The 19,172-nt window shown below is 62.9% G+C and carries 19 protein-coding genes; 7 read left to right on the forward strand and 12 right to left on the reverse strand.

Annotated elements, in window-relative coordinates; translation table 11 throughout:
• The first annotated feature begins 36 nt into the window (after positions 1-36).
• The 3 genes from R2834_08975 (at position 37) to R2834_08985 (ending at position 3,013) form a co-directional block, all read left to right on the forward strand.
• Complete coding sequence (locus tag R2834_08975) at positions 37-1,134, forward strand: hypothetical protein (GenBank protein ID MEZ4700450.1); 1,098 nt, start codon at positions 37-39, stop codon at positions 1,132-1,134.
• A 99-nt stretch (positions 1,135-1,233) separates the two neighbouring features.
• Positions 1,234-2,163 carry a zinc ABC transporter substrate-binding protein gene (locus R2834_08980; protein MEZ4700451.1) on the forward strand — a complete coding sequence of 310 codons (930 nt, stop codon included), beginning with the start codon at positions 1,234-1,236 and terminating at the stop codon, positions 2,161-2,163.
• 22 nt (positions 2,164-2,185) lie between these two features.
• The gene (locus R2834_08985) at positions 2,186-3,013 is read left to right on the forward strand and encodes a metal ABC transporter permease (protein ID MEZ4700452.1); all 828 of its coding nucleotides are present in this window, start codon (positions 2,186-2,188) and stop codon (positions 3,011-3,013) included.
• A 142-nt stretch (positions 3,014-3,155) separates the two neighbouring features.
• Here R2834_08985 and R2834_08990 read toward each other — a convergent pair whose 3' ends face one another.
• The 6 genes from R2834_08990 to R2834_09015 form a co-directional block, all read right to left on the reverse strand.
• Entirely contained in the window at positions 3,156-3,827 is a 672-nt protein-coding gene (locus R2834_08990) for a CBS domain-containing protein (protein ID MEZ4700453.1), read from the reverse strand.
• Between the two features lie 496 nt (positions 3,828-4,323).
• Positions 4,324-5,643 (reverse strand): GTPase HflX, encoded by a 1,320-nt coding sequence (gene hflX, locus R2834_08995; GenBank protein ID MEZ4700454.1) that lies wholly within the window; start codon positions 5,641-5,643, stop codon positions 4,324-4,326.
• Positions 5,644-5,761: 118 nt separating this feature from the next.
• Positions 5,762-6,298, reverse strand: coding sequence for a hypothetical protein (locus R2834_09000; GenBank protein ID MEZ4700455.1), 537 nt, complete (start codon positions 6,296-6,298; stop codon positions 5,762-5,764).
• 93 nt (positions 6,299-6,391) lie between these two features.
• Positions 6,392-8,527 (reverse strand): BatA domain-containing protein, encoded by a 2,136-nt coding sequence (locus R2834_09005; protein ID MEZ4700456.1) that lies wholly within the window; start codon positions 8,525-8,527, stop codon positions 6,392-6,394.
• A 65-nt stretch (positions 8,528-8,592) separates the two neighbouring features.
• Positions 8,593-8,883, reverse strand: coding sequence for a hypothetical protein (locus tag R2834_09010; protein MEZ4700457.1), 291 nt, complete (start codon positions 8,881-8,883; stop codon positions 8,593-8,595).
• A gap of 96 nt (positions 8,884-8,979) precedes the next feature.
• Entirely contained in the window at positions 8,980-10,458 is a 1,479-nt protein-coding gene (locus tag R2834_09015; protein MEZ4700458.1) for a T9SS type A sorting domain-containing protein, read from the reverse strand.
• A gap of 326 nt (positions 10,459-10,784) precedes the next feature.
• Between R2834_09015 and R2834_09020 the strand changes: the two genes are divergently transcribed.
• The gene (locus R2834_09020; protein ID MEZ4700459.1) at positions 10,785-11,294 is read left to right on the forward strand and encodes a hypothetical protein; all 510 of its coding nucleotides are present in this window, start codon (positions 10,785-10,787) and stop codon (positions 11,292-11,294) included.
• 54 nt (positions 11,295-11,348) lie between these two features.
• Here R2834_09020 and R2834_09025 read toward each other — a convergent pair whose 3' ends face one another.
• On the reverse strand, positions 11,349-12,110 hold the full coding sequence (locus R2834_09025; GenBank protein ID MEZ4700460.1) for a c-type cytochrome: 762 nt from the start codon (positions 12,108-12,110) through the stop codon (positions 11,349-11,351).
• 175 nt (positions 12,111-12,285) lie between these two features.
• On the opposite strand from R2834_09025, the gene R2834_09030 reads away from it, so the two are divergent.
• The gene (locus R2834_09030; GenBank protein ID MEZ4700461.1) at positions 12,286-13,677 is read left to right on the forward strand and encodes a sodium:solute symporter family protein; all 1,392 of its coding nucleotides are present in this window, start codon (positions 12,286-12,288) and stop codon (positions 13,675-13,677) included.
• On the opposite strand, the gene R2834_09035 is transcribed toward R2834_09030, so the two are convergent.
• The 5 genes from R2834_09035 to R2834_09055 form a co-directional block, all read right to left on the reverse strand.
• A complete protein-coding gene (locus tag R2834_09035; protein MEZ4700462.1) occupies positions 13,674-14,021 on the reverse strand; it encodes a pentapeptide repeat-containing protein in 348 nt (115 codons plus the stop codon). The genes R2834_09030 and R2834_09035 overlap by 4 nt on opposite strands.
• A 109-nt stretch (positions 14,022-14,130) precedes the next feature.
• On the reverse strand, positions 14,131-14,553 hold the full coding sequence (locus tag R2834_09040; GenBank protein MEZ4700463.1) for a MaoC family dehydratase: 423 nt from the start codon (positions 14,551-14,553) through the stop codon (positions 14,131-14,133).
• A gap of 104 nt (positions 14,554-14,657) precedes the next feature.
• Positions 14,658-15,797, reverse strand: a complete 1,140-nt coding sequence (locus R2834_09045; GenBank protein ID MEZ4700464.1) for a glycosyltransferase family 4 protein — start codon at positions 15,795-15,797, stop codon at positions 14,658-14,660.
• Between the two features lie 16 nt (positions 15,798-15,813).
• Positions 15,814-16,716: a hypothetical protein gene (locus R2834_09050; GenBank protein MEZ4700465.1), complete on the reverse strand. Its 903-nt coding sequence runs from the start codon at positions 16,714-16,716 to the stop codon at positions 15,814-15,816.
• A 4-nt stretch (positions 16,717-16,720) separates the two neighbouring features.
• Positions 16,721-17,206, reverse strand: a complete 486-nt coding sequence (locus R2834_09055) for a hypothetical protein (protein ID MEZ4700466.1) — start codon at positions 17,204-17,206, stop codon at positions 16,721-16,723.
• 161 nt (positions 17,207-17,367) lie between these two features.
• On the opposite strand from R2834_09055, the gene R2834_09060 reads away from it, so the two are divergent.
• Positions 17,368-18,300, forward strand: a complete 933-nt coding sequence (locus tag R2834_09060; GenBank protein MEZ4700467.1) for a hypothetical protein — start codon at positions 17,368-17,370, stop codon at positions 18,298-18,300.
• Between the two features lie 128 nt (positions 18,301-18,428).
• Positions 18,429-19,151, forward strand: a complete 723-nt coding sequence (locus tag R2834_09065) for a DUF3047 domain-containing protein (protein MEZ4700468.1) — start codon at positions 18,429-18,431, stop codon at positions 19,149-19,151.
• The last annotated feature ends 21 nt before the right edge of the window (positions 19,152-19,172 follow it).

Raw genomic sequence — 19,172 nt, forward strand, 5'->3', positions numbered from 1 at the left:
TTGCTGCTCCTCGCGCTGGCGGGGATCGCACCGGGTTTGGCTTGGGCCCAGGAGCAGGATACCACCCTTTCGGCCGCGGATTCCCTGCTCATCGAAGAGCTCGCCCGCGAAATGGGCGCCGTCGCGCCCGATCCTGCGCCGGCAGCCGTCGCCCGCACCGCGCCGTCGCTCAATCCCAACATCAGCGTCATCGGCGACTTCCGCGCCGGCTACGCCTCTGCCGGCGACCGCCATGTCGACGCCGAGTTCCACGAGATGGAGGCCGTGCTGCAGTCGGTCGTCGACCCGTATGCGCGCGGCGACTTCTTTATCGCCGCCGGCCACGACGGCGAAGGCGGCTACGAATTCGAGCTCGAGGAAGCGTTTCTCACCACGCTGTCGCTGCCCTTCCGGCTCCAGGCCAGGGCAGGCAAGTTCCGCAGCGCCTTCGGCAAGATCAATCGGCTCCACCCCCACGCCCTGCCTTATATCGACACCCCATCTGTGTACGCCAATTTCCTGGGGGATGAGGGGCTGAACGATCAGGGCCTCTCGGTGAGCTGGCTCCTCCCCAACCCGCGGTTTTTCCAGGACCTGACGGTGGAAGTGACCCGCGGGCCCGGCGAAAACGTCAGCTACGTAAAAAGCGACTCGGACCGACTGCTTTACGTGGGACACCTCAAAAACTTCTGGGACCTCAGCGCCGACGCCACGCTCGAAGTCGGCTTCAGCGGCGCGGCCGGCCCGAACGAGGCCGGCTTCACGACGTGGCTCGGCGGAATCGACGCGACGTTCAAATGGAAGCCCGTCCAGTTCAACACCTACCACTCCTTCACGCTCCAGGCCGAGACCATCGCCAGCCGCTCCGAAACGGACGCGGAGGCCGCCGTGTCCGCCATGGGGTTTTACGCCCTGGCCAGCTATCAGGCCGCCAAACGCATCTTCCTGGTCGCTCGCGTTGATTCGTCCGACCTGCCGGACGATCCAGATTGGAACGAGCGCGCGGTGTCGGCCACCCTGGGCTGGTATGCCACTGAATTTCAGAAACTCGAGCTCGGCCTTCGGGTCGCGGAGGCCTCCGGGATGGAGCGGAATGCCCAGCTCCTGGTGCGAGCCATCTTTGTCATCGGGTCGCATGGGGCACACGAATACTAGGATGCGGGACCGAGTTACGGGATACGTTGATTCGCGGCTACCTGGTTCGTCCGCGGCGGGCGCCGCGGAGGATGGGTACCGATTAAACAGGCAACCTTCATGATGCGTCACTCTTTACGCCTGGTCGTTCTGCTGCTCATCGCCGCTAGTGGCGCGATGCCGGCGTGGGCCCAGGGCAAACTCAACGTCGTGACGACGCTGCCGGATTTCCGCTACATCGCCGAATATATCGGCGGGGATCAGGTCGACGCCTTCGCGATCGCCACCGGCTACCAGGACCCCCATTTCGTCGATCCCAAACCCAGCTACATCCTCAAGCTGTCGCGGGCGGACGTGTTCGTCACGGCCGGCCTGGACCTCGAGCTCGGCTGGGTGCCGCCGCTCCTCAACAGCGCCCGGAACGACAAAGTCCTCAAGGGCGGTCCGGGCTATGTCGACGCGTCGGAGAACATCGCCCTGCTCAATGTGCCCAGCAGCGTGAGCCGCGAGCAGGGTGACATCCATATCTACGGCAATCCGCACTACTGGGTGGACCCGCTCAACGGGAAGATCGTCGCGCGCAACATCTACAACGCGCTGGTGCGGCTGCGCCCCGCCCGGGAGGCTTATTTCGCCGCGAATCTCGCGAAGTTCGAGCAGGAAATCGACCGCCGGATGACCGACTGGATGGCCCGCATGGCACCCTACGCCGGCACGAAGATCATGGCGTATCACGACCAGTGGCCCTACTTCGAGAAGCGCTTCGGGCTGGAGATCGTCGACTTCCTCGAACCCAAGCCCGGCATACCGCCGACGCCGTCCCAGCTGGCCAAGATCATCACCACGATGCAGAGCCAGCACATTCGCGTCATCATCATCCCTCCGTACTTCAAGCAGGACTCCGCCTCGCTCGTCGCCCGAAAGACGGGCGGCGAAGTGGTGACGCTGGCGTCTTCGGTTGAGGCGTTCAAGGAGGTGAAGACGTATTTCGACCTCTTCGACTACAACATCGACAAGCTGGTCGCCGCCTTCTCGGCGGCGCCTCACTGAACCAAGCGCTCCCTGCTGCCCTATGCTCGACCTGTTTACCCAGGGATTTATCCTGAACGCCCTGCTCGTCAGTATCGTGATGGGTCTGTTGCTTGCCTATCTGGGCGTACACGTGGTCGCGCGAGGCATCGTATTCGTCGATCTGGCGCTGGGGCAGATCTCGATGCTCGGCGTAGCCGTCGCCGGCTATTTCGAGCGCGACCCGACCGTGATCTCCATCCTGTTCACGATGGTCGGCGCGTTTATCCTGTCCTTCATCAAGGTGAGCGACAAACGCCTTAAACAGGAGGCGATCATCGGCATCGTGTATGCGTTCACGTCGGCGCTGACGGTGCTGCTCATCTCCAAATCGGCGCACGGCGACGCGGACATCTCCGAGGTGTTGTTCGGTAGCCTGTTCACGGTTACCGAAACGAGCCTGCTCGTCATGACGGGCATTTTCGCACTGATCGGTCTGATCCAGTTCCTCTTCAGAAAGTCCTTCTTCCAGCTCACGGATCGGTTCGTGCACAATCAGGCGCAGGAGGTGGGGGTGTTCGACCTCTGGAATTTCCTCTTCTACCTCTCGATCGGGCTCGCGATCGTCCTGGCGGTTCGTGCCGGCGGGGTGATTCCCGTCTTCTCGTTTATCGTGGTGCCACCGGTGGCCGGCATCCTGCTGGTGCGCAACCGGGGCGCCGTCGTCGTGGCCGCGCTGATCATCAGCGTGCTCGGCAGTTTCTTCGGGCTCTTCTTTTCGGTCCGGTTCGATTTCCCGGCAGGGTCTTCCATCGTTGCCATGCTGGGCTTCCTGTTCCTCGTCGCGGCGGCGGTCAGAGGATTCCGGAAGAACGCGCCGGCCGGCGATTGATCGGCATCCCACAAAAAAAACAGGATCCCGAGACGTCCGGGGCATGCCTGCCACGTGATCTCGAGATCCTGCCTGATGTTACGCGAGTAGCGATACGAAGTCCGACGCGGAAATCCCTCCGCCTCGCGGCGGACAGACCGGTTTACACTTCGAGGTAGCGCATAAACTCCTGGAGCCGGTATTTGAATTCGTCGTCGTCCTGATCGTCGCTGAAATACGCTACGATGTGGTAACCGTAGTGCTCCAGCAGATGGCGAACGCGGGACGTATCCATCACATTCAGCTTCAGGGTGACGCGCATGGTGTCGCCCTCTTCGCCGGCGGCGGTATGCTCCGCGGCGGAGGAGAGGATTTTCACCCCGTTTTGCTCCACGATGTGCGCGAGCTGGGCGAGTGAATAATCCCGGGGATTGACTTCGAGCGCGATGATGGCTCCACGTTCCTGCGTGGCCAGCATGCGTGCAAACTGATCGAACAAGTTGTGCCGCTTGACCATGCCGACATACTGCCCGTTTTCACGGGCGACCGGCAGCGCGGTCAGTTCGTGATCCACGATCACTTTCGTGGCGTCGAAAATGTGCGTATCGGGCCGGACGCTGATCGGCGCCAGGCCGAGCAACGAGGATACGGGCGCATCCGGTCCGAACGCGTCGAGGAGCATATTCTCGGAAACCATACCAACCAGAACACCCTCGTCATCCACCACGGGCAGATGACGCACCCGCATCTCGAGCAGCAAACCCAGCGCATGCTCAACCGTATCGCCGGGGCGAATCGGAGGGGTATCTTCACTGATCAACGTTTGAATGGTCATTACGGAGCCTCCTGTAGCGTAGATCGACGCCCGCGAGCGGACGTCGGGAAAGCGGTAAATCGCGAAGCGATCACGATGGTTTAGCCTCCTGGATGACAGAGCACCGTCACGCTGTCGTAGCAACCACGCTGTACGAAAAACAATCGGTATGCCACATTGACGACGGGAAGACCTGGCAGCCCCTGAGTCTGGTTACGGAAATGGAGACAGTTACTTCGTTGACGCAGCTCCCGATGAGTTACACACGACGCACCCGATGCAATCACCGCGTCGCCGGTCAACACAAAGCGTTGAGATACGAATTCAGACGCATACCGAGGGGTTGAACTCCGGCCAAAAGCTTAACGAATTCTTCAGGCTCTGGCAACTCTGGCAAGCGACAAAATATTTACCCTGTGGATCACCACTTATGCGCCAGCGGCGCCTGCCGGCGGCACAATATGGCTGTACAGCAGGTGCTGGATGGTACATCTGCCGAACGCGAAAATCGCCGCGTTCAGGATGGTATCGGCGTAAAACCGGCAAACTTATCGATAAGCCGCCGCACTTCATTCATGTGCTCCCGGGCGATACGGAAACCTAACCGGGCCACGGCGACCGGCGTCGCGTCCGAGCCGTTCTGGGTGACGTACAGGTACTCTTCGGACATCACGTGCGCCAGCTGGTGCAGCAGCGCGATGGTGCGCGATTCGGTTACCGGCACGTACGCCACGTGCTCCTCGAAATCGTCCTCGATGCGATCGAGCAATTCCTGCTTCAACTGCTCGATGCCGATCCCGCGAAAGGCGGAAATAAAAACAGCGTGTTCATACTCTTCGCGCAGCGCCATCAGCAGTCCGCGCTCCTCCAGCATGTCCACTTTATTAAACACCATGAGCGTCGGTCTGTCCTGTGCATCCAGCTCCTTGAGGGTCTGGTTGACGACGCTGATGTGGTCCTCGAAACAGGGATGCGTCACATCGACGACATGAAGCAGCACGTCGCTCTCGCGCACCTCGTCCAGCGTGCTCTTGAAGCTTTCGATCAGGCCGTGCGGCAGCTTGCGGATGAACCCGACGGTGTCTGAAATCAGAATGTCCTTGCCGGGCGCCATCGCCACCTGCCGTGTCGTCGCGTCGAGCGTGGCGAACAGGCGATCCTCCGCGAACACGGAGGCGTCCGTCAGCGTGTTCATCAGCGTCGACTTCCCGGCGTTGGTGTACCCTACCAGCGAGACGCGCGTGAACGCCTGCCGGCCCTTCCGCTGCGTGGTGCGCTGTTTCTCGATCTTCTTGAGACGGTCCTTCAGCGTCGCGATGCGGTTCGAGATGAGCCGGCGGTCGGTTTCGATCTGGGTTTCACCGGGGCCTTTCGTCCCGATACCCCCTTTCTGACGGGAGAGGTGCGTCCATTGACGCGTGAGCCGCGTCCGCAAGTATTCGAGCTGCGCCAGTTCGACCTGCGTCTTCGCGGTGGCGGTTTTGGCGCGTCGCGCGAAGATGTCGAGGATGAGCGCCGAGCGATCGACCAGCTTGCACTTGACCTGTTTCTCGATATTCCGCAACTGCACCGGCGAGAGGTCGTCGTCGAAGATCACGAGGTCGGAACCCCGTTCCGCCGCGAGCGCGGCGAGTTCCTCCATCTTCCCGCTGCCGATGTACGTCGACGCGTGAATCCTGGGCGCTACCTGGACGAGCCGGTCGGTGACGAGCGCGCCGGCCGTGTCGGCAAGCAGCTCCAGCTCGTCGAGCGAATCCTCTACCTCTTCGCGTGTATGGCCGGCGTGGACGACGCCGACGATAATCGCAGACTCTTGCTGCGGCTTACTTTCTGTCAACGAGTTCCTCTATCATTCCGCCGTACGCTCGCCCGGCTCGCGGGTCGGCGATCGACGAAAAATGGTGCAGGCTTTTATACCGGGCCGGCCCCGGGGAGTTGCAGAAGGCCCGGCCGCATCATCCGAACGCCTGAGCGATCGTGTGCATGTCGCGATTCTCCACGAGGCGCGAGACGAGTTTTCTGAACCGCTCTTCATGCGCGCGGGGCACATCCAGCTCGAACCGCATCCGCTGCCCGTAATCGTCCCTGAAAAAGAAGACGTACTGTTGGGAGCGTTCGCCCGCGGTCACAAAAAAGTCCTCCACCCGCTGCCAGTCCAGCACATCGCGCGGATCGCCGAGCGAGCGGATGAGCCTGAAATCGGTGACCATCACCGCGCACGACATCCGTACGGCCAGGCACCAGCACAGCGCGCCCAGCGTATAGCCCAGACCGAGCCCCATCAACCGGTAATCCTGCTCGAACGCGGCGTAGACGGTGAGGATCAGCACGACAAAAAGAAAACCGCCCGGCCAGAAGATAAACGAGCGCCCTCTATACCACGAGAACCGGATCGGGCGAACCCGAAGGCGGTTCAGCGCCGCCAGGGTCATCAACGCACCCGTCGCCAGCAGAAAAGCGACAAGCAGCGACATCTGCAAGACCGCCAACATGCTCGGAATGGAAGTAGACGGTATCATGGGGAACACGGCGCATGGCCGGGCAAACGGTAAGACCCCGCAATAGCCCGCTTGCGGGTTGGCAGGTTACGCCGATACGGCTTCCGGCCGCCACTGACGGGCAACCAGCATTTCCGCTACCAAAAAAGCCAACGCGAGCATCAGGAAGACGTTCCACAACTCGATACCGCTCCGCTCTTCTTCCAGCCGCTGGAGCACGCCGGCCATGCCGTCGGCGGCGTCCACGTCGAGGACGCGCACGGACGCGTCGGACCCGCCGCGGATCCGCTCCACTGCCTCGTCCACCGGCCAGACCCCGAGGTCGGACTCGTCGGTCGGCACGTTGAAGGCAATGCGGCGCACGAGGACCTCGCCGGCCATGACATCGTAGATGCCGGGCGTCGTCAGCGAGCGATCGATCTCCAGCAGCATGGCGCCGAACAGGTTGCGCTGCTCGGGCGTGAACTCCACCCCGTCCGGGGCTTTCAGACGCACCGGCTCCGCATCGGCGACACCGGCCAGGCGCAGGGACTCCGGCTCCCCGATGATGAGCTGCTCGCCGGCGACGGACTCATCCGCCGTGAGGTAGTACATCGACCGGTAGACGAGAGGGATGAAAAGGCCGCGCCGGGGAAGATCGCTCCACCGCACATCCGGGGCCACCGCCATCAGAAACGCGATGCCGTCGCCGTGGCGCACCTCCTGCAGAAACGGAAAGCCGTTGGAGAGCTGGATGAGGGTCTGTTCGTTGCCCGAGCCCGGCGTATAATTCATCGCGTGGGCGATCAGCGGCCGTTCCACGTTGATCCGGGACGGCGAACCTGCCGATTCGAACACCCCTTCGAACAACGGATGTTCGAGGTCGACCCGGTCGAACGATGCGATCGACTGCTCTCCGTTGAGGGCGCCGCTGAACCCGCTGAACCGGCCAGCCCCCAGGCTTTCGAACAGGGCGTTGTAATCGGCCGCCTGGCCGGCTTCGCCGGGGTAAAACAGCATTCCGCCGCCGTCGGCCACATACTGCGCGAGCGCGCCGACCTCGCCGCTGGACAGCGAACGGACGCCGACGAGCACCACGGCGTCGTACGAGCCGAGCGCCCGGGTCGCCAGCGCCGTTTCGGGAATGGTCTCCAGGTTGAAGATCGACCGGCCTCGCGTCAACTGGGGAGAGAGCGCCAGCGCGATGAAATCGGTGGAATGCCCCTCGCCCGCCACGACAAGCACGCTGCGCTGTTCCGGCACATTGATGGTGAAGAAGCGGACATTGTCGCTTTCGAAGGCGTCATCCTCGATCCGCACCTCGCCCGGCAACCAGCCCCTCCGCTGCGGCGTCACCGTGAACGACACGGTCTTGGGCACCCGCGAGGGCAAATCGGCCGCGCTCTGCGCGACGCGTTCGCCATCGAGGAACACGCTGGCGACATAGCCCTCCACGTCGTCGTCGCCGTAATTGACGAGCGTCGCCTCGATCCGCACCGGCTGGCCGGCCTCGATGATCCGGCTGGCCACCTGCACCTGCGTGATGGCGATATTCGGCTCCACCCGCTCGCCGACGGGCAGGATATACGTGCGCGCACCGTCGCCGGCGGCGGACCGGGCACTCGAATCGGCCAGCATGTAGCGCTGGAAATCGGAAATGACGTAGACTTCCCGGTTGATGTGCGACGCGTTGGCCAGCAAACCCTGCGCACGGTCGATCGCCTCGTACAGCGTGAGGGATGCCGGCTGAATCTCGATGTCCTCCACGGCATCCTGCGCGAGCGAGCGGGTCGTGATGGGCTCCGCGGCGCCCCCGGTCAGCGCGCCCGTAGGCACGATGAAGAGTTCGTCGCCCGTCTGCGCGTACTGCACCACGCCGGCGGCGAGCTCCCGGGCCTGATCGATGTAGGCCCCCTGCGCATCGCGTACGCCCATGGAACGGGAGTTGTCGATCACCAGCGCCATCGACGTGTGGGAGCGCCCTCCGAGCGCGCCGGACAGGCTCCCCATCAGCGTCGGACGCGCAAACGCGAGCGCGAGGGACGCGATAGCCAGCATCCGCAGCGCCAGCAGCAACAGCTGCTTGATGCGTACGCGCTGCATCGTGCTTTTCTGAAGCTCCTTCAGAAAGGCCAGCGAGCTGAAGTCGACTTTTCGGGGCCGCCTGAAATTAAAGAGATGGATGATGAGGGGGATGGCGGCGGCCAGCAGCCCCAGCAAAAGAAGCGGGTTCAGAAAGGTCATGGATACTCTGGCGCGTGAAATATCCTTCCGTTACACATCCGACCCGCATCGCGTTCCGGCCGGCATCAACCGGGTATCCAGATCGAATTGGCTACCACCACCTCGGCCGTGGCCGGAATGAACAGCGGCTCCTTCGTCTTGACGTAAAACGCGAAGCCTTTGTACGACATCAGATATTGATGCTTCGTCGCGAAAACGCCGCCTTCGTGGTAGACGATCAAAGGGTTTTCGGCGCGCCGGAGGAGGCGCATGAATTCCTCGGGTTCGACCCGCACCAGCACGCCGCTCGCCTTGATGGCGTTCGCGATAGCGGCCGATGCCGCGGCGCCACCGGCGGCGCCTGCTGCAGCTCCCATGATGTTATCTTCGATTCGCTAAAAAATAAGAGGTGCGGGCAGCGCAGACCGCCCGCACCTCCGTGCATACTCCAGATCCGGTCAAACGTTGCGACCCTAGCGGATCACGGTAACCGCGTGCGTCTGCGTCTCGCCGGCCGCTTCGAGGCGCACCAGGTACAGACCCGCGGGTTGCCCATCGGCGTTCCAGCGGAGCTGCTGTACGCCGGCCGGAGCCGTCGCGTCCGAGAGCGTGGCCACGCGACGACCCAGGAGATCGTAGACCTCCACAAGCAGGTAGCCCGGGTTCGCCATCGTCACGTCCACCGTCACGCGATCACGCGTGGGGTTCGGGAACAGGTCGATAGCCGACACGGCGAAGCCGCCCGGCACGCCTTCGCGCGCGGTCGAGGTGCCGTAGTTGTACAGGCTGCGGCTGTCGTTAAGCCAGCCGGCCGCGCCCTGCTTCCCTGCGACATCCTCGCTCCACACCTGCCAGATCGACTCCGTGATGTCGTTGTCGCCGTCGAAGACGTTGGTTTCGAGCTCCTCATTCACCCACTCGCTGGCCATGCTATCCCACAACTCGGTCAGCACCTGTATGTCGTTTCCGACACCGTCGTACGCGTACGTGGTGCGCGACGACGGTGTGAAGTCGCCGCTTATAAAATCCGCTACCTCATAAACTTCCTGTAGGACATTCCCGATTGCATCGTAAGTGGTGGTGATGCGCGTGGAATTGAACTCAATGCCGTCAAAAACAAATTTGGTCGTCGCCGTAGCCGTCAGGCCGTCCGTCGACCACTCCGTCTGTGTAGACTGGAAGGACTCCCACACCTCGTCCGTATCATTCCAGGTTTCCGAGACGATCTCGATCTCCCTTCGCTGGTCATCCAGCTGCGTCGTCGTTCGCGAGGCATTCATCCAGACGCCGTTGTCCCAGAACTGCGTCGTCGTAACGGATTCCAGGGCGCCCTCGTCGTACGTGGTCGTCGACTGCGAGAGGTTCATCCACTCGCCGGCATCCGCATCCCACACTTCCGACAACGACGAGGTCTCGAGGCCATCCGGCGAAAACGTGCTCAGACCACGCGTCTCGTTTACCCAGTCCGTTCCGTCCCAGGTCTGGAACAGGAACGAGGCTTCGTTTCCATTTTCAAAGGTGAACTCGGCGCGGAATTCGTTCACCCATTCCGTGCCGTTCCACATTTGCGAGATCCACTCGGACGGGAAATCCGAGTCGGAGTACGTCAGAAGCACGCGTGCGGTATCGACCCAGGCGACACCGGTCCATTCCTGATCCACGATGCTGGTCAGATCGCCGTCGGCAGCCACCCGGCGTGATTCGGGCAACAGGTTCATGCCGGCGAGGGCCAGGCAGCGCGAGGCGGCGTCGGCCGGCAGATGCGATTCAATGGCGGCCACGCGCTGCACGCGGGCTTTTTCCGTCAGCTGAGGCTGGACGCCGACATAGGATTCGATGCCCTGGCTGAAATACCGGGCGGCAGACGATGGGGCGCATTCCTGGGCGCGCGCCGGCTGAAGCGCCGCGAGCACAAGAAACAGCAGTGACAAAATCGTAGCGTTGCGTTTCATACGGATATAAGAGTAGTTGGTGGAAAAGAGGCGCCAGAGTTCCTGAGATCGGAGGATCGGAAGCCCGTTCATTCCAGAGTCCCGACAGTAGAATAGTACCGCGAAAACCGCTCATACACAATTGACGCAGGCGCGGCGAGCGATGTATTTTCGCCTGTACGCCGGCGAAAAATCGCGCGAAAACCGCCTCATGCCGCCGCCGCTCCGCTACTGTTCCCGACTATGCCGCCCCATTGCGAGGGGCGCCCCTACAGACACCGCGGTTTGCCCGGGTAACCTGCATCCGTCGACCGAACGCACTGGTTCACCACGTACAGGCAAACCGCATGCTCAGTCCACGCATCCGCCCGCGATTCGAAATGCGGGTTCCATTCTCGGCCACCGAAACCCTGGACCGGCTGAAGGACCGGCTCGACCGGGACGAATGCCCGTGCACCGGCACGCTGGCCGGCAACCATCTGCATCTCAACATGCGGCCGCTGCTCCAGAAGATCTGGTCGCCGCATCTCAACCTGGAAGTCGTGGGCGATCGGCCGGGCGCGATCATCAACGGCCATTTCGGACCGCGGCCGGACATCTGGACGCTGGTGATGGCGCTCTACGCCATCTCCGGTTTTCTCGTGCTGATGGGCCTGCTCTTCGCGGCGTCCCAGTGGATGCTGGACATGACGCCCTCGGCGCTCTGGCTCGTCGCCGGCGCCGTGGTGCTCGGGGGCGTGGTGTACGGCCTGGCGCTCGCCGGCCAGGTCCTGAGCCAGGACCAGATGGAGATGCTCCTGCGCTACGTCCGCGAAGCCGTCGGCGCCGACGCCGTCGTCGTGGAAATGCGGGGGTGAGCGGATGCTGGATCCGGCGTTACCCTGAATCCAGCATCCGGTACCCGGCCCGGTCTACTGATTTTTCAGATCCTCCAGCCACTGCTGGAGCCGGCGATCGTTCGGATTGAGTTCGAGCGCCTTTTCGACGTGCTGGATCGCCGCCGCCTTGTCTTCCTTCGCCAGATAGGCCTCGGCCATCGCCGCATGCGTCTGGCTCGAGTTCGGGAAAAACTCGGCGTTGAGGTCGAGGAAACGCAGCGCGGCATCCGGGTTTTCGGCGTCCAGCAGCTGCTGGGCCGTGCGGATGAGCGTCGGCTCCTGGAAGTTGTACGAGAAGCCGCCGTAGTACTGTTCGCGCAGGCGGTTGTATTCGGCCACCGCCTCGTCTACCCCTTTCTCGGCGACATAGTCGGCCAGCATGTCCTCCAGCATCTGCGGACGCGCAACGCCTCGATGGCAGGTTTCGCAGTTCACGCTGAGCTTTTCGCCGTCGCCCGGCGCCGTCTTGACGAAGTCCTCGTTGATGCTGTGCACCATCCGCATCATGACGCGCGCCACCTCTTTCGCCTCCTTGTCATCCGAGGCAAAATCGTAGGTCGAAGGCGGCTTACCCTCCTCCCCCACATGGCAGTACAGACAGCGCACACCAAGCGCCCGCGTGAAACCGCCCATCACCCGGCGCACCTGCTGGATGGGCATGTCTTCAGGCAGTACCTTGAGGTTTTCGGGTTTTTGCTGCTGCTGCGGGCCCGGCTGGGCAAACGCTGCAGAAACAAGCAATAGACCCAGAACCAGGGCCAGCAATCCGGTACGGGCGGCATGGGAAAGGCGCATAGGAGATCACGCTAAGGTTGTTGCGACACAAAGTAAGCAAAGTACTTGTTATCCGGTCAGGGTTCAAGACCTGGTTAATTGCCCCAGAAGGCCTCGCCTGGACGGCCTTTCGCGACGCGGCCCCTTGAACGCGTCCTCCCCCCACCGTTAATTCCGGCGCGTAACGCGATCGGCCATGTCAATGGATTGGATGCTGCTTGCCATACTGGGATATATCCTCGCGCAGCTGGGCATCGGCGCGTTTATATCCAGTCGGATCAAGACAGAGGACGACTACCTCGTGGCCGGCCGCAGCCTGGGCTACGGGCTCACCACGTTTACGCTGTTCGCGACCTGGTTCGGCGCGGAAACGTGCATCGGCGCGGCGGGCGCGATCTACACCGACGGCCTGGCCGGCGGCAGCGCCGACCCGTTCGGCTACGGATTGTGCATCCTCTTCATGGGCATCGTATTCGCGATCCCGATCTGGAAGCGAAAACTCACGACGCTGGCCGACCTGTACCGGGAGCGGTACTCGACCCTCGTAGAGCGCACGGCGATCGCCCTCATGATCCCCGGCTCGATGTTCTGGGCCGCCGCCCAGATCCGGGCGTTCGGACAGGTGCTGTCGGCCTCGTCGGGGTGGGACGTGACGATGTCGATCTCGATCGCCGCCGGCATCGTCGTGATCTACACCATGTTCGGCGGCCTGCTGGCGGACGCCTGGACGGACCTCTTGCAGGGCATCGTGCTGATCGCCGGCCTGGTTACCCTGTTCGTGCTGCTGATGCAGGACCAGTCCGCCGGCCTGGGCGAACTCATCCAGCCCGAACAACTCGCGCTCTTCGGCGGCCCCGACGTGGGATGGATGGACCTCATCGAAACCTGGGCGATCCCCATCGTCGGGTCGGTCACCGCCGCGGAGCTGCTCACCCGCGCCATCGCGGCGAAATCGCCGCAGGTCGCCAAGCGGTCGGCCTTCATGGCGAGCGGGCTCTACCTGGCCATCGGGATGATTCCGGCCGTGATCGGTTTGATGGGCGCCACCCTGATGCCCGGGCTCGAGCATCCCGAACAACTGCTGCCGCGCATGGCGCAGGAGCACCTCCCCACCGTCCTCTACGCCCTGTTCAACGGCGCCCTCGTCTCCGCCATCCTGTCGACGGTCGACAGCGTGCTCCTGGTCGCCGCGTCGATGCTCTCCCACAATATCATCGTGCCGCTGCGGCCCGAGTACACGGAGCGGCAGAAGGTACGCGTCGCCCGGCTGTCGGTCGCCGGCTGCGGCCTGCTCGCCTACATCATGGCCCTGAACGCCGAGGGGGTGCACGACCTCGTCGAGGAGGCTTCCGCCTTCGGCAGCGCCGGCTTGTTCGTCGTGATCGTGTGCAGCCTGTTTGTGCCCTGGGGCGGACCCGTCAGCGCCATGAGCGCCCTGATCGCCGGCATCGTCTCCTGGGTCCTGGGCGCCTACGTCTGGGATCTGCCCCACCCCTACCTCCTGTCGCTCGCGGCATCCGGGACGGGTTATGCCGTGGCTATGCTCGTCGAAACCCGCCTGGCCGCGGCGCGCCGATCGACGGCCTAACGGTACCGCATGCGGGTGCCGTGCGTGAAGGAAAGCTGGATCTCCTCGGCACTCAACTCTTTCGGGAAATACACACCCGAGATCTTCGTCGCGTGGATGCTCGCGCCTTCCAGGTTACAGGTGCGCAGATCGAGTCCGCGCAGATCGGCCTGACGGAAATAGCAGTTCGAGAAGTCGATATTTTCGGCGTCGATGCCGCGGAGGTCGAGCCCCCGGAAGTCCATTCCGGAGAAGTCGTAGCTGCTGAAGCCGGCGCGCTGCGTGTTGAATTCCTTGATCAAACGGAGCCGGATCAACTGATAGAGGCGATCTTCGGCGATGGCGGGCTCGGTATGTGTCGTCATGGGTACCTCGCGCTATGCGTTGTCAGGAGGCGAAGGCGCGGGGTCCACGCTGAAGGGATCAGCCACGCGCAACGGCATCGCTCGGACAACAGCCATGCCAGACGGCCGATCAGGCGGCGTCGGACGGCGGAATCAGCGTTGCTTCGCCGCCAACACACATTTTGCCGTTGCAGTAGACGTAGATCTTGGCCCGGATGTGCTTTCGATTCTCCACCTTCTCGGCAATCTTTACCTCGACCGTAATCTCTGAATCGACGACGACGGGCCGGAGAAACTTGGCGGACAGGGCGACGGCGACGCTGCCGTGACCCGGAAAATCGCGCCCGAGCACCTTGGACACGACGCCCAGCAAGAACACCCCGTGCACGATGGGTTTGCCGAACTGGGTGGTGGCGGCGAATTCGGGATCGATGTGGAGCGGGTTGTCGTCGCCGGAGACGTCCGCGAACGCCTGCACATCGGCCTGGGAAATGGTGCGGGTGAACGAAAAGGCGTCGCCTACCTGGAGGGATTCGTAGGTGTGTCGAGTCATGACCGGGATGGTAATGGGCGTTCGTAGAGGGTAAGGGAGATGCGGCCGGCCTGCGCGACGCGGACGCGCCGCGAAACTACGACATCGGGCGGAAATGCGCTCGGTTATTCGGCATGCATCGCCGCGAACATGCGTTCGGCGATGGTATCCCACGTCGCCTCCTTCACCACCCGCTCGCGGCCCTGCCGGCCCAGTTGCCGGGCATACTCCGGCGCCGTGAGCAGCCGCACGATACTCGATGCGAGGGCGTCGACATCGTCCGGCTCGATCAACAGCCCGGTTTCGCCGTGCCGGATGGCGTCCGGAATGCCCCCGGTGCGCGCGCCGACCACGGGTTTCTCACAGGCATTCGCCTCGAGAAAAACGATGCCGAACCCTTCCACGTCGGGTGGATCACTGCGCGAAGGCATCGAGACGACGTCCGCCACATTGTAAAAATGGGGCAGTTCGTCGTTGTCGATGCCGGGGATGAAGCGGACGTGCTCCTCCACGCCGAGCGATTGCGCGAGGGCCTGGAGGCGGGGGCGATCGGGACCGTCGCCGACGATGAGGTAGCGGACGTGCGGCACGTCGCGCATGACGCCGGGCAGCGCGCGCAGGGTGGTGTCGATGCCTTTCCTCGGCACCAGCCGGCACACCGACAGGATGACCGCGTGCCCGTTCAGGTCGAGGCGTTCGCGGAGCGGCGACGCGTCGATGGGGCTGAACCGTCCGGGATCCGCCCCGTTCGTAATCACGGTGGTGCGGTCCGCCGGCACGCCGGCGGCATGAAGCAGCCCGGCGGTGTACCCGCTGACCGGAAAAAGCCGCTCGGCGCTGCCGAAGACCCGTCGGCGCATCCGGTCGTAGGCCGACCGCACAAAGCGGGGCAGCCGCTCCGGCTCGAAGAGCACTTCGCGTCCGTGTGCCGCGACGAAGAGCCGGCTCGGTCCCCCGTACCGGCGCGCGAGGTGTACGGCGAGTCCGGAAGACCACTGAGTGCTGAAGGCGGCGTCGAGCCGGTGCTCCCGGGCGAGGCGGCGCACGTGGGGGACGGCGGTGAGCGGGAAGAGATCGGACGACGTGGCGACGCGGCAGACGTCGAACGGGAGGCCGGCATCGTAGGCCGCGGCCCGGGGATGATCGGGGGCGATGACGACAAACGCGTCGGACCAGGCGGCAAACCGCGTCGCCAGTTCGCCGGCGTACGTCTGGATGCCGCCCCGCACAGGAGGGAAATCCTGCGATACAAATAATAACCGCATCAACGTGCCCGCATCCTTACCGCCACTCCATGTCGTACCGGGACATCCGATCGATCAACGGCAGCCGCGGCAACGATTCCAGCGCCGCATCCGCCCAGCGATCCCAGGGAAAACCGAGGAGCAGCAGGGTATAGGTGTTCGCCGGAAAGTTGATTTTCATGGACAGCAGGATACCGATGTGCATGCCGATAAGCAGGATGGCAATATACGGGCGCGTCTTCGGAAACCACATGAGAAAGCCAAAAGCCTCCGTCAGCAACCCGAACGTGAGGATCAGGGTCGCCACCGGCTTGTAGCTGAGCGCAAGCTCCTGGAGGGCGTTGTATTCGACCACCCCCGTCATCGAGAACGTGTCCACGGTTCGCTCGGCGATCCACATCCAGAGGTGGCTGCCGTCGACCCACGACGGACCTGTGGCGATGAGTTTGCAGAGCGCGGCGGAGGAGTAGCCGAGCCCGACAAAAAAGAAGGAGAATCCGAGCGCGAACCGCAGGGCGTGCACGCGGCTCTGGTAAGCGAGCGCCCCCAGTGCGAGGGCGAGCAGGCAAAAACCGATGATGTTCGACCCGTGAGATATCTCCCCGAGGCAATACCGCGCCGTGTACTGCAGGTGCATCAGGAGCAGGCCGGCGGCGTAGCCGTATTTCCACTTCCCGAGGAAGCCCATCAGCATGGCGGCCGTCATGAGGCCGGCGACGACCAGCGGCGCCGTCCGGTTAAACATGAACGAGATGTCGATGTGCGAGGCGATGCCGAGCGGGAGGACGACTTCCCCGATGCGGCCGATGTAGAAGCCCCAGGTCCAGGCGAAATACACCACCCAGTATACGATGAAGGCCTCGAAGGCTCGGTGATACAGGATTTCGCCCGGCGTGAGTTCGCGGTCGAGGGCGAAGAGTTTGGCGGTAAAGGTGGCCATGGGTTCAGTCCGATGCAATGTCGAGGGTCGGATTAAAACGCGTGGTGTCCGGCGCGAGCACGATAAACGGCGTATAGCTCACATCGACCTGCCGGGAGGCGTCGAGGCGCCCCTGCACTCGCATGATAAGCAGCGAGTTATTCGCGAGATTATCCCCGAAGATTTTGCGCAACGAGGCGACGCGTTCGGCGTTCCACGTGCTCGACTTGGCGATGAAGTTGGCGATGTCGTTCTGATTGATCCCGGTGGGATTGATCGGAAAGACCGCACCGGGCAGGTCTTCCAGGGTGGTTGTGCGCCAGAGCAGGGAATCCGGCGTTTCGCTGACATCGCGAACGACGGCGCGCGTCCAGGTGCGGCCGCCTTGCGAGAACATGGGATAAATACTGAAGGGCCAGAACTCGCCGAGGTGCGTAGCAACCAGAAGGGCGTACACTACGATCGTACCTATCAGGAGCCGGCGCGCTTTGGCGTGGTCAGGAGGGCGCATCGGTTTTCAGCGTCTAGAATAAAGCGCAGGGAAATTAGACCCTGGCTTTTGGTGGTTCGGTAGTATATCAACCACGTCAAAAGCCGGGTGGATCCTTACGACGGCAAGCGGCTCTAAGAGCCTTTCGGGACAACCGACGTTACGGGAGCGAAACAGGAAGGATGCACACAGTATCTCTACGCGAGCGATGGACCGCGTTTGCGGAATCGCGCGGCGGACGGATAGCCATCCGGACGGTTCGGTACGCGTTCACGCTGGCCGTACTCGGTTATCTCTTCTCCAAATTGCGCGAGGTGGGGTGGCGTGAAATCTGGACCACCCTTCCGGTCAACCCGCTTTTTTATCTCTTCGGGCTGCTCGTCTACATTTCCATTCCCCTGACCGACGTGATCACGTACGGGAAGACGTGGGGGCATTCGTTGTGGTTCGGGATGCCGGCTTTCATCAAGAAGCGCATCTACAACCAGGACGTCCTCGGCTATTCGGGCGAGGTGTATTTCGCCGGCTGGGCGCAAAAGCAGCTGCGCCTGCCGCTGTCCAACATCCTCCGCACGGTGCGCGACATCAACATCCTCTCGTCGCTCGCCTCCACGCTGATCGCGATCGCCCTCATCTCGCTGTTCCTGGGGATCGGGCACGTCCGGCTCACCGATCTCTTTGATCGCAAGGCGCTCATGGGCGCGCTCGTCGCAGCCGGCGTGCTCGTGCTCCTCATTCCCGTGGCGATCCGGTTTCGCCGGTACCTTTTTGCGATGCCGCGCCGCCTCGCCCTGACGGTATTCGCCATCCAGTGCGCCCGCCTGCTGCTCGGCCAGGCGCTCCGGATCGGGCAGTGGACCGTCGCGATGCCCGACGTCCCCCTGCAGGTCTGGTTCTCCCTCGCGGCCGCCTCGCTCATCCTCAGCCGCATCCCGATCGTCCCCAGCCAGGATCTCATCTTTCTCGGCATCGGCGTCGAAATGTCCAGCATGCTGGGCGTATCCGAAGCCGGTATGTTCAGCATGCTGGCCGTATCCAGCGCCGTGGACAAGCTGCTCAACCTGGTGCTGTTCAGTTACTACTCCGTCCGGGGTACCGGGGCAAAAACCCCCTGAATAACATCCTTTTTGGGCGGTTTGGAAACATCGGCGCCCCCATCGCCCTTCAAGAACGCAACCACCACGGAACGATTGGTACCCGAGTTGCCACCTCTATCGTCGATCTAACGAGAGAACGACACTACATGGCTCGAAAACTCCTACTGCCGGTCGCGCTGCTATTCACGCTGGCCGGCATGGCCCCCCAGACCCTGGAACCGCCTCCGGGCAAGACCGTCACGATCGACGACTTCGAGTCGTACTCCGACGGAAGCCTGCCGACGCGCTGGAAGTACCTGCAGGACAAACAGCTCGTCTGGGTCAACCCGACCCATATGCGCGAGAACGAGAAGTTCTACGTAGCGGAGGAGAAGGGAAACAAGTTTCTGCGCGCCTTCACCCACGGCGAAGCCGTGCACCTCACGATGGCGAATGAAGTCGACGGTTTCGACTGGGACGTTCGCACGCATCCGATCCTTCGGTGGGACTGGCGCGCGCTCCAGCTGCCGGCCGACGCCCGCGAGGACGAAGACAGTAAAAACGACGCCGGCCTCGGCCTGTACGTTTATTTCTCGTTCGAAGGTTTTATCATCAAGCGCCCCAAGGGCATCAAATACTCGTACAGCTCGTCGCTCCCTGTCGGCACCGTGCTCAAACAGGACAAGCTGCGCGTCATCGTCGTGGCCAACGGCGCCGAGGATTTCGGCAAGTGGCTCCACTTCGAACGCAACGTGGTCGACGACTACCGAGCGGTTTTCGGTGAAGATCCCCCCGACCGGCCGCTGTCCATCCGCCTCTGGAGCGACTCGGACAACACAAACGGATACGGCGAAGGGGATTTTGACAACATCGCGCTCGCGCCACGGTAGCGCGTGAGCGTTGCGCGTGCT

Source organism: Rhodothermales bacterium (assembly GCA_041391505.1).
In the GTDB taxonomy this organism is placed as follows: Bacteria; Bacteroidota; Rhodothermia; order Rhodothermales; family JAHQVL01; genus JAWKNW01.

Excerpts from the sequence above, each read along its gene's own strand:
- R2834_08980 (MEZ4700451.1), top strand. The coding sequence starts at position 1,234 with ATGATGCGTCACTCTTTACGCCTGGTCGTTCTGCTGCTCATCGCCGCT.
- R2834_08985 (MEZ4700452.1), top strand. The coding sequence starts at position 2,186 with ATGCTCGACCTGTTTACCCAGGGATTTATCCTGAACGCCCTGCTCGTC.
- R2834_08990 (MEZ4700453.1), bottom strand. The coding sequence starts at position 3,827 with ATGACCATTCAAACGTTGATCAGTGAAGATACCCCTCCGATTCGCCCC.
- R2834_09000 (MEZ4700455.1), bottom strand. The coding sequence starts at position 6,298 with ATGTTGGCGGTCTTGCAGATGTCGCTGCTTGTCGCTTTTCTGCTGGCG.
- R2834_09005 (MEZ4700456.1), bottom strand. The coding sequence starts at position 8,527 with ATGACCTTTCTGAACCCGCTTCTTTTGCTGGGGCTGCTGGCCGCCGCC.
- R2834_09010 (MEZ4700457.1), bottom strand. The coding sequence starts at position 8,883 with ATGGGAGCTGCAGCAGGCGCCGCCGGTGGCGCCGCGGCATCGGCCGCT.
- R2834_09015 (MEZ4700458.1), bottom strand. The coding sequence starts at position 10,458 with ATGAAACGCAACGCTACGATTTTGTCACTGCTGTTTCTTGTGCTCGCG.
- R2834_09020 (MEZ4700459.1), top strand. The coding sequence starts at position 10,785 with ATGCTCAGTCCACGCATCCGCCCGCGATTCGAAATGCGGGTTCCATTC.
- R2834_09025 (MEZ4700460.1), bottom strand. The coding sequence starts at position 12,110 with ATGCGCCTTTCCCATGCCGCCCGTACCGGATTGCTGGCCCTGGTTCTG.
- R2834_09030 (MEZ4700461.1), top strand. The coding sequence starts at position 12,286 with ATGTCAATGGATTGGATGCTGCTTGCCATACTGGGATATATCCTCGCG.
- R2834_09035 (MEZ4700462.1), bottom strand. The coding sequence starts at position 14,021 with ATGACGACACATACCGAGCCCGCCATCGCCGAAGATCGCCTCTATCAG.
- R2834_09040 (MEZ4700463.1), bottom strand. The coding sequence starts at position 14,553 with ATGACTCGACACACCTACGAATCCCTCCAGGTAGGCGACGCCTTTTCG.
- R2834_09045 (MEZ4700464.1), bottom strand. The coding sequence starts at position 15,797 with ATGCGGTTATTATTTGTATCGCAGGATTTCCCTCCTGTGCGGGGCGGC.
- R2834_09050 (MEZ4700465.1), bottom strand. The coding sequence starts at position 16,716 with ATGGCCACCTTTACCGCCAAACTCTTCGCCCTCGACCGCGAACTCACG.
- R2834_09055 (MEZ4700466.1), bottom strand. The coding sequence starts at position 17,206 with ATGCGCCCTCCTGACCACGCCAAAGCGCGCCGGCTCCTGATAGGTACG.
- R2834_09060 (MEZ4700467.1), top strand. The coding sequence starts at position 17,368 with ATGCACACAGTATCTCTACGCGAGCGATGGACCGCGTTTGCGGAATCG.
- R2834_09065 (MEZ4700468.1), top strand. The coding sequence starts at position 18,429 with ATGGCTCGAAAACTCCTACTGCCGGTCGCGCTGCTATTCACGCTGGCC.